This is a genomic window from Bradyrhizobium sp. (assembly GCF_035701725.1).
In the GTDB taxonomy this organism is placed as follows: Bacteria; Pseudomonadota; Alphaproteobacteria; order Rhizobiales; family Xanthobacteraceae; genus Bradyrhizobium.
Genome location: NZ_DASSRP010000201.1, coordinates 1 through 6,755 on the forward strand (window position 1 = coordinate 1; position 6,755 = coordinate 6,755).

A 6,755-nucleotide genomic window follows, 5' to 3' on the forward strand; every position below is an offset into this window, starting at 1 on the left:
ACGCCGCACCTCCAAAATGAGGCCGCAAAATCGGCGCTTCTCGCGACACAAAGGGGGACGAGCCGTGCACAACGATCAGCCACTCGGCCCTTCATCGTCATCCCTGCGAAAGCAGGCCCAGGACACTCCCGTGTCCCGCACGCGATGCCGCGCGAAGCGATGCGGCGAAGATGCGGGCCCCAAAGCCAAATGGACAAGGCTAAATGGACAAGGCTGGATGGATCCCGGATCAACAGCGCACCGTTAACACGCTGCGCTGTGTCCGGGGAACGCCCGCCGCTCAAGCCCCCAGATTCGACTTTCAAATAGCGTGTTCCCTTCAAGGCGCGCCTTCGTAATCCCGCCGCTTTCGCGCGAGGCTTTGAGTTCGTGTGCCGTGCCCAAAGAAGTCGGAGGGCGCAGGGAAAGCCGGGCGCCCAATGCACCCGCAGCTCCGCGTGCAAAATGGAAAGCACGCAGATAAGTTCACCACAGGTTCACCGGATCGATTCCGGCCTTCCCTGCGCGACTGGTTTTAACGGTTTGCTTCGCGCTCTCCCGGGTGATCGGGCTTTCTTGTCACCCTCCCCGGTGCGATGCGTCAGCATCGTCACCGCGTTGATGCCAGCGTCGAGGCATCAGGACCACACGACTTCGCCGTCCGCCTTTCCGTCACTCGTCAATGACGGAAATCGCGTCCATCGCATCCCGCCCAACGTTTGTGACGATGGCCAACGCCCCTCTCTTCGGGCGGGACGGGCGAAGAACTGCCAGTGATTTGCCCGTCGGTTTAAGCGAAATATTTTTTGCGAGAGGACTGGACAGCTAGAATCAGATTGAAGCGCCACGAGAAATCGGCGTTTTGGCGCATTCGGCGTAGTCGCGCTGTTAGTTGCAAGGACTAGCCGGGATCAGGAGTCCGCTTTTGGGGCTTCGACCAGCCGGATGATCAGCGCCAACGCCCCGACCACCGGCGGCACTACGAAGCACGAGACGCCAAAGCGCGCGAACAAGAGCGCGGCGGCGCCGCAGCCGACCGCGAACACGACGACATTGGTCGCCATCTGGCTCAGCCGCGCGGTCTGAACCTGCGCGCCCTCGCGCGGATAGATCACATCGGCGATGTCGAGCATCACCTGCGTGGTGGTGCCCGTCATCAGCGTCGAGGGCGGCGCGCTCGAAAGATGCACGCGATGCACTGCGTTCTGGATCGCCATCGCGGCCACCAGCACCATGCCGGTCGAAATCGCCTGCCAGCTATCGCCGTCGTGAAACGGACCGAAATGAACGGCCATTGCCGAGCCCGCGATCAAGAGCAGCACTTTGAGCGCCAGCAGCGGCGTGAACGGATGCGCGGCGTGATGCGAGAGCAGCGTGCCGAGCCAGCGCGTCGCGATCACCACCGCACAGAACACCGGCAGCGCCAAGAGCTTGGCGATCGCCCCTGACGTGCCGAGCGCCAGCGAGGCGCCGAGCGTGACGAAGTTGCCGGTGACATGCGCGGTGAAAAGCCCCTGCAGCGCGAGAAAGCCGGCGGTGTCGACGAAGCCGGCATTGAAACTGAGAACCAGCGGCAGGATGGAACGAGGCGGGGCTGAAGCCATGAAGTGGATGTCCGACAGGCCTGATGATCAAGACCCGTCGGATTCTATCGATCAAGGAGGCCGATGGCTACGCCGCGTCCGGCGCCCGCTGATCTATCCCCTGATGAAGGCGAGCAGGTCGGCGTTGATGGTCGCGGCTTCCGTCGTCGGCATGCCGTGCGGAAAACCCTGGTAGGTTTTCAAGGTGCCGTTCTTGAGAAGCTTGGCCGACAGCGGCCCCGATGCGGCATAGGGCACGATCTGGTCGTCTTCGCTGTGCATCACCAGCACGGGCAGCTTGATCTTCTTCAGGTCCTCGGTGAAATCGGTCTGCGAGAACGCGACGATGCCGTCGTAGTGCGCCTTCGCGCCACCCATCATGCCCTGCCGCCACCAGTTCGCGATCACGGCCTCCGACGGCTTGGCGCCGGGCTTGTTGTAGCCATAGAACGGACCCGCGGCGACGTCGCGATAGAATTGCGAGCGGCCGGCGGCGAGCGCGGCCTGGAATCCGTCGAACACCTCCTTGGGCGTGCCGTTCGGATTGGACTCGGTCTTCAGCATCAAGGGCGGCACCGCGCAGAGAATAGCCGCCTTCGCCGCCCGGCCCTCGCCATGGCGCGCGAGTTAATGCACGACCTCACCGCCGCCGGTGGAATGGCCGACGTGGACCGCCTGCTCGAGATCGAGATGCGTCACCACAGCGGCGAGTTCGTCGGCATAGTGATCCATGTCATGGCCGTCGGCGACCTGGCTGGAGCGGCCATGGCCGCGCCGGTCGTGCGCGATGACGCGGAAGCCGTGATTGAGGAAGAACATCATCTGCGCGTCCCAGTCGTCGGACGACAGCGGCCACCCGTGGCTGAACACGATCGGCTGGCCCTTGCCCCAATCCTTGTAGAAGATTTCGACGCCGTCTTTGGTCATGATTGATGGCATGGGGCACTCCATTGGCTATATCGGCGCGCGTCATTGCACGGCGGCGGTGTTGTTACATCTTCTCTTCATCTGTTTCTATATGCCCCCTAGGTTTCTTTTTGACGACGCGTTGACACAGCGCGACCTCGGCTTGTGGCCCAATGCGGACCTGGAGACTTCCGCCGCTATGTCGCAGACGCGGATACATTGTTGCTCGTCCTGCTTCGAGGGGGCATGATCTTGCCGATCGCTAAACAGGGGTTTGTGGGGACTGAACATGGCAAAGGAGCTTGCGTATCACGACGAGGCCGCTGCAGAGTACGACCGCGCATTTGCCCACGTGTCGCGATATTTCTTGCCGTTCCTCCTTCGAGCCGCTGGGGTTGCGCCCCGGATGAAGGTTCTCGACATAGCAACGGGTACCGGACTGGCAGCGGAAGAAGCCCGGCGTGTAGTCGGACCAACCGGCCATGTCGTCGCGGCCGATGCGTCGCTAATCCCTTCTTCGGTGTTGGTCATAGGTCTGCAAATGTGGCCTTCTCGCCCGTAAGTGACATCCGCAGGACGTGCGGAGTTCGCTAGTATCGGCCCACCGAGTACCAAAAAGGGCAGAGCATTGGAGGGAAACTTCTTATGTCGAAGTTGAAATGCCTTGTTGCCATCATTGGGTGGCTTATTGCGGCGTATCCGAGCTTTGCCGACGACCGTGAGAAGGTGATCGGTATCTGGAAACTGGTTTCTCAAGAAATTGAAATCCAGGCCACCGGGCAGAAAGAACCGGTCTTCGGACGCTCCCCTACGGGATACGCAATTTTCACGGCTGAGGGACGGGTAATGTTTGTCCTGACTGGAGAGGGGCGCAAGCCACCACAAACGGTCGAAGATCGCGCCGATCTGCTAAACAGCATGGCCGCCTACACCGGCATGTACCGTCTCGAAGGAGACAAATGGATTACGAAGGTCGATGTTGCTTGGAACCCTGAATGGGTGGGCACCGAGCAAACACGCTTCTTCAAGCTAGACGGGGATCGCCTTCAAGTCACTTCGACGTGGCGAATAATGCCAAACTGGGCAGATAAGGGGATGCAGAGGAGCCTCCTTGTATTCGAAAAAACGAAATAGAAGTTTGAACAACCCACCTTCGCGAGCCGGGCGACTATGAGTGCATGCGCCGCGCATGCATTCGCCGGACGCCTTCCGTTACGTCGCATAAGCCTCATGCTGGCCCATAGCTGACATCCGAATGCCGACATCCCAAACCCGGACGCGCTTCGTCCGCTTGCGGGCTCGTGCCGATGCAGGCTCGGCCCGCGTTCGGTTTACGCTTGTCATCCCAGCAGACGTCTGATGAAGCGCCTCGATCATGGGGCATATGAATCATGGCGCGTTCTGTCCGCCCCGGGTCCGACGCCATCGGCGCGGTGCTGACAAGGCGACATATTTCGACTAACATTCAGTGCGGGGCAAGGACGCGGCCCACGGAGGGGGATCGATGAGCACAGTCAAAAGCGCTCTGGCCCACAAGAGTGGCGCCCTGATCCATGTTCGTTCCACCGACATGGTCGTCGAAGCCTTGCGCAAGATGCGCGACAACCGGGTTCGGTCGGTGCTGGTCATCGACGACGAGGTGCTGGTCGGTATCGTGACCCAGGGTGACTGCGCCATCAAAGTGCTGCTGCCCGGGCTCGATGCCAAGCGGACGCCGGTGAGCCAGGTGATGACCAGCAAGCCGGTGACGGTCAAGCCGGACGATCGGCTGCAAGGCTGCATGGCCATGATGGCTGCGCGCGGCTTTCGCCATCTGCCCGTGCTGGACGCCGGCAAGGTCGTGGGTGTGATCTCGATCGGAGACGTCGTCAAGGACATCATCCGGGATCTGGAGCACAATGTGGACGACCTGATGGGCTATATCATGAAGGACGGCCCCGGCGGCTGACGGACGAACCGCGGCGCCGTCGCGATCAGTGTCGCACTCCCATCCAATCAATCGAAGCGATGAAAGTGATGGATCGGGCCGTGGCCCTTGCCGACCTTGAGGCGATCCGCGGCGGCGATCGCGCCCGAGATCCAGGTCTTGGCGTCGCGCACTGCCGTCTCCAGGGACCGGCCCCTGGCGAGGCCCGCGGCGATCGCCGACGACAGCGAGCAGCCGGTGCCATGGGTATTTTCGGTGGCGATGCGCGGCGCAGGTAATGCGATCACAGCGCCGCCTGCGATAAGATAATCGATGCTCTCGGCGCCCTTGCCGTGGCCGCCCTTGATCAAGACGGCGTGTGCACCAGACGCCAGCAGTCGCCTTCCCTGCTCGGCGATCTCAGCCTCGCCGGTGGCGACATCCTCACCCAGAAGTGCGGCGGCTTCCGGCAAGTTCGGCGTGATCAGGCTCGCCAGCGGAATCAGTTCGTCACGCAGGCGCTTCACGGCGTCCGCCGCCAACAGCCGGTCGCCTGACGTCGCCACCATCACCGGATCGAGCACGACGTGACGAGGCTTGTGGCGCGAAAGGCTGGTGGCAATCGCCGCGATGACGTCCGCTTGCACGGCCATGCCGATCTTGACCGCCGCGACGTCGAGATCATCGAACACGGCCTCGATTTGCGCGGTCACGACACCGGCCGGCACCGGATGCACGCTGCGCACGCCTTGCGTGTTCTGCGCGGTCAGCGCCGTGATGGCGGAGGCGCCATAGACACCGAAGGCGGCAAAGGTCTTCAGGTCGGCCTGAATGCCGGCGCCGCCCGATGAATCCGAGCCGGCAATGGTGAGCGCTACGGGTGTGGTCATCGTCTCTTTTCGCCGCCCAAACCGAGGCCATTTACCCCCTGGAGAACGCTAGCGCGCCGTGCTGTTGCCAGCAAGTTCGGCGCGCTATACTGAGGGTCAAATAGCCTTTCGGAGACGACAGCGATGGTGCCCTTTTTCGTCCAGATCAAATGCAAGCTCGGCCAGTCCTACACCGTGGCCAACAAGCTGGCGGAAGCCGAGATCGCCTCCGAGATCTATTCGACCGCGGGCCACTACGATCTCCTGGTCAAGTTCTATGTCGATGAGGGAACCGATATCGGCCATTTCGTCAATGAAAAGGTGCAGGTCATTCCCGGCATCCAGGACACCCACACCATCATCACCTTCAAGGCATTCGGCGGCGCCTAGCGTGGCGCGCAGAACGGGCGCTTCATCGTAACCGAACCGGGCTGACCGGCTAACGCGGCGGAACGCCCGGCCCGCTTCGTTCGGCTTCGGCTTCCGCTTCCAATTGCAGGATATATTCGCGCACGCGCCTGAAGCGGTCCTCGACGACATCGCTGAAGACGGGATCGCGGTGATGATCCACGGCGGCGGCGATTTCCTTCCAGTCGGCCGGCGTGAGCGCCTTGAGCGCCGCGGGAAAGAACTCCTGGTCTTCCATCGTCATGTGCCGGCGCTCATGCGCGATGAAATCCCGGACCACGCTGTCGACATCCTGCCGCAGGCCTTCGCGATCCGAGAGCACGAATTCGATGGCCTCGGCAACCTTCTGCAGGCGCTGCGTGCCCAATCGGTGCTCGCGCGCGAGATTGCCGAGCCGTTCGACCGCCGCCGGATCGCGCATTCTGAGCTTGGCGTATACCAGATCCTCCTGAGGATGATGGTATATCTCGGTGTAGACCATGAAATAGCTGATGATCGAGCGAACGACTTCGTAGTCGGGACGCTTGCCGGCATCGAAAACCTCAAGCTCTCGCTCGAGCACGGCGAGCAGCTTTCTGATGTTCCGATGCTCCTGGGATAAACGTTGGATGATCATCGCGCTTACCCGTGAAGTTGATTGTTAAGGTTATACGTCCCGCGATCGGCGGCTTTGCGCCAGATCAAACACTTCATCCGGGAGCGACATCAGCGATTCAACGTGCTGGCGTGCGGCGCGCGTTCGGCCCTTGAGCCACATCAACGCCACATCGGCGCAACCGGCCGATAGCTATATCTTACGGAAACGGCGTGGAGACGGCAGCATGAGGACGGCCTGTTCGATCGCATCGGCGTTGCTTCTCGCCAGCCTCGTGGCGGGACCATGCTTCAGTGCGGAAAACCGCAGCATCGTCGGAACCTGGAAATTGCGCTCCTATGTCGTGGAGGTGCAGGCGACCGGCGAGAAACTGCCGGTCATGGGCGAAAAGCCCAGCGGCTACGTCGCATTCCTGCCGGATGGGCGCGTCTTCTTCCTGTTGACCGGAGCTGACCGCAAGCCGGCAAAAGCCGATAGCGAGAGAGCGCAGTTGTTCAACACGCTGATCG

Annotated in this window: 7 protein-coding genes and 1 pseudogene; 4 read left to right on the plus strand and 4 right to left on the minus strand. The window is 61.8% G+C overall.

Annotation, left to right across the window (positions count from 1 at the left end):
• Positions 1-890: 890 nt before the first annotated feature.
• Both VFL62_RS11735 and VFL62_RS11740 read right to left on the minus strand, forming a co-directional pair.
• A complete protein-coding gene (locus VFL62_RS11735) occupies positions 891-1,583 on the minus strand; it encodes a YoaK family protein (protein WP_325172543.1) in 693 nt (230 codons plus the stop codon).
• A gap of 93 nt (positions 1,584-1,676) precedes the next feature.
• Positions 1,677-2,501, minus strand: a pseudogene (locus tag VFL62_RS11740) (alpha/beta fold hydrolase).
• 612 nt (positions 2,502-3,113) lie between these two features.
• On the opposite strand from VFL62_RS11740, the gene VFL62_RS11745 reads away from it, so the two are divergent.
• Entirely contained in the window at positions 3,114-3,602 is a 489-nt protein-coding gene (locus tag VFL62_RS11745) for a lipocalin-like domain-containing protein (protein ID WP_325172544.1), read from the plus strand.
• A gap of 370 nt (positions 3,603-3,972) precedes the next feature.
• Positions 3,973-4,416, plus strand: coding sequence for a CBS domain-containing protein (locus tag VFL62_RS11750; RefSeq protein WP_325172545.1), 444 nt, complete (start codon positions 3,973-3,975; stop codon positions 4,414-4,416).
• A 47-nt stretch (positions 4,417-4,463) separates the two neighbouring features.
• Here VFL62_RS11750 and thiD read toward each other — a convergent pair whose 3' ends face one another.
• Positions 4,464-5,264: a bifunctional hydroxymethylpyrimidine kinase/phosphomethylpyrimidine kinase gene (thiD, locus tag VFL62_RS11755; RefSeq protein WP_325172546.1), complete on the minus strand. Its 801-nt coding sequence runs from the start codon at positions 5,262-5,264 to the stop codon at positions 4,464-4,466.
• A 123-nt stretch (positions 5,265-5,387) separates the two neighbouring features.
• Here thiD and VFL62_RS11760 point away from each other — a divergent pair, with 123 nt between their 5' ends.
• Positions 5,388-5,633 (plus strand): Lrp/AsnC family transcriptional regulator, encoded by a 246-nt coding sequence (locus VFL62_RS11760; protein ID WP_325172547.1) that lies wholly within the window; start codon positions 5,388-5,390, stop codon positions 5,631-5,633.
• 49 nt (positions 5,634-5,682) lie between these two features.
• On the opposite strand, the gene VFL62_RS11765 is transcribed toward VFL62_RS11760, so the two are convergent.
• Complete coding sequence (locus VFL62_RS11765; protein ID WP_325172548.1) at positions 5,683-6,267, minus strand: hemerythrin domain-containing protein; 585 nt, start codon at positions 6,265-6,267, stop codon at positions 5,683-5,685.
• A 205-nt stretch (positions 6,268-6,472) separates the two neighbouring features.
• Between VFL62_RS11765 and VFL62_RS11770 the strand changes: the two genes are divergently transcribed.
• On the plus strand, positions 6,473-6,755 hold a 283-nt coding region (locus VFL62_RS11770; RefSeq protein ID WP_325172549.1), incomplete at its 3' end, for a lipocalin-like domain-containing protein.

Coding starts and splice junctions, on each gene's coding strand:
- thiD (WP_325172546.1), bottom strand. CDS start 5,264: ATGACCACACCCGTAGCGCTCACCATTGCCGGCTCGGATTCATCGGGC.
- VFL62_RS11765 (WP_325172548.1), bottom strand. CDS start 6,267: ATGATCATCCAACGTTTATCCCAGGAGCATCGGAACATCAGAAAGCTG.
- VFL62_RS11745 (WP_325172544.1), top strand. CDS start 3,114: ATGTCGAAGTTGAAATGCCTTGTTGCCATCATTGGGTGGCTTATTGCG.
- VFL62_RS11750 (WP_325172545.1), top strand. CDS start 3,973: ATGAGCACAGTCAAAAGCGCTCTGGCCCACAAGAGTGGCGCCCTGATC.
- VFL62_RS11735 (WP_325172543.1), bottom strand. CDS start 1,583: ATGGCTTCAGCCCCGCCTCGTTCCATCCTGCCGCTGGTTCTCAGTTTC.
- VFL62_RS11760 (WP_325172547.1), top strand. CDS start 5,388: ATGGTGCCCTTTTTCGTCCAGATCAAATGCAAGCTCGGCCAGTCCTAC.